Here is a 1,053-nt window from a genome sequence, read left to right as displayed (position 1 = left end):
GGGCTGATATAGCCGATGGCCGAGTGTCTGCGGTGTTGATTGTAGAAGCCCTCGACGTAGGCGAAGATGTCGCGCGCAGCTTCATCGCGGGTCGGATATTGACGGTGATGGATCAGTTCGGACTTGAGCGTGTGGAAGAAGCTTTCCATCGGGGCGTTGTCGTAGCAGTCGGCTCTGCGGCTCATCGAAGGCCGGAAGCCGGCGGCTTGCAGCGCTTGGCGGTACTCGGTTGAAGCATATTGGATGCCGCGATCGGAGTGATGGATCAGGCCGGCGCCGGGCGTTTGTCCCTTGATCGCCATCCTTAATGCGGCGAGCGGCAATTCGGCGCGCAGATGGTCGTCCATCGCCCAGCCCACGATACGGCGACTGTACAGATCCATGATGGCGGCCAGGTACAACCATCCTTGGCCGGTCCGGACATAGGTGATGTCGGCGAGCCAGACCTGATTGCGCATGGCGGCCGAGAAGTTCCGGCCGAGCAAGTTGGGCGCGATCGGCAAGCCATGCCCGCTATCGGTGGTGCGGCATCGTCGCGGCCCGGCCGAGATGGCTCGAACGCCATGGCCGCGCATCTGCCGCTCGATTCGGCCACGGCTTGCATGGTGTCCCTGGGCCTTGAGTTCGACATGAATGCGCGGGCTGCCATAGCGACCATGACTGTCGCGATGAACCCGCTTGATGTCCTCCAGCAACTCTCGATTGGCAGCGGCCCGGGGGCTTTCCGGGCGCGACCGCCAAGCATAGTAGCCCGCAGGCGAGACGCCGAGGACACGGCACATGATCTTGACCGGATAGTCCGCGCGGCGATCTTCGATGAAGCGGAACTTCATGTCCGGGGTCCAGCAAAGATCGCGATCGACTTTTTTAAAATGTCGCGCTCCATGCGCAACTGTTCGTTTTCCCGCTGCAACCGTGCGATCACGTCAGCTTGGTCCGCCGACGGCACCGCCGCTTGCGACGTGGGCGCCGCGGCGCTGCCGCCGGCTGCTACCGTGCTGCGCTCCTTCACCCATCGGCTGAGCACGGAGCCGTCCAGCCCGAGCTCCTTCG

1 protein-coding gene and 1 pseudogene are annotated in these 1,053 nt (G+C 63.4%); both read right to left on the bottom strand.

Features of this window, described 5'->3' with window-relative positions; all coding sequences use genetic code 11:
- Nucleotides 1-833, bottom strand: an 833-nt coding sequence (locus AAE027_RS39460) for an IS3 family transposase (protein WP_370991177.1), incomplete at its 3' end; no start/stop codon positions are given.
- Nucleotides 830-1,053, bottom strand: a pseudogene (locus AAE027_RS39455) (hypothetical protein); the annotation flags it as partial. The gene AAE027_RS39460 and the pseudogene AAE027_RS39455, both read right to left, overlap by 4 nt.

The sequence above is a fragment of the Bradyrhizobium sp. DN3 genome, assembly GCF_041357655.1.
In the GTDB taxonomy this organism is placed as follows: Bacteria; Pseudomonadota; Alphaproteobacteria; order Rhizobiales; family Xanthobacteraceae; genus Bradyrhizobium.
Note: the sequence above shows the minus strand (reverse complement) of the source record. Positions and strands in the feature narration are given on the sequence as shown.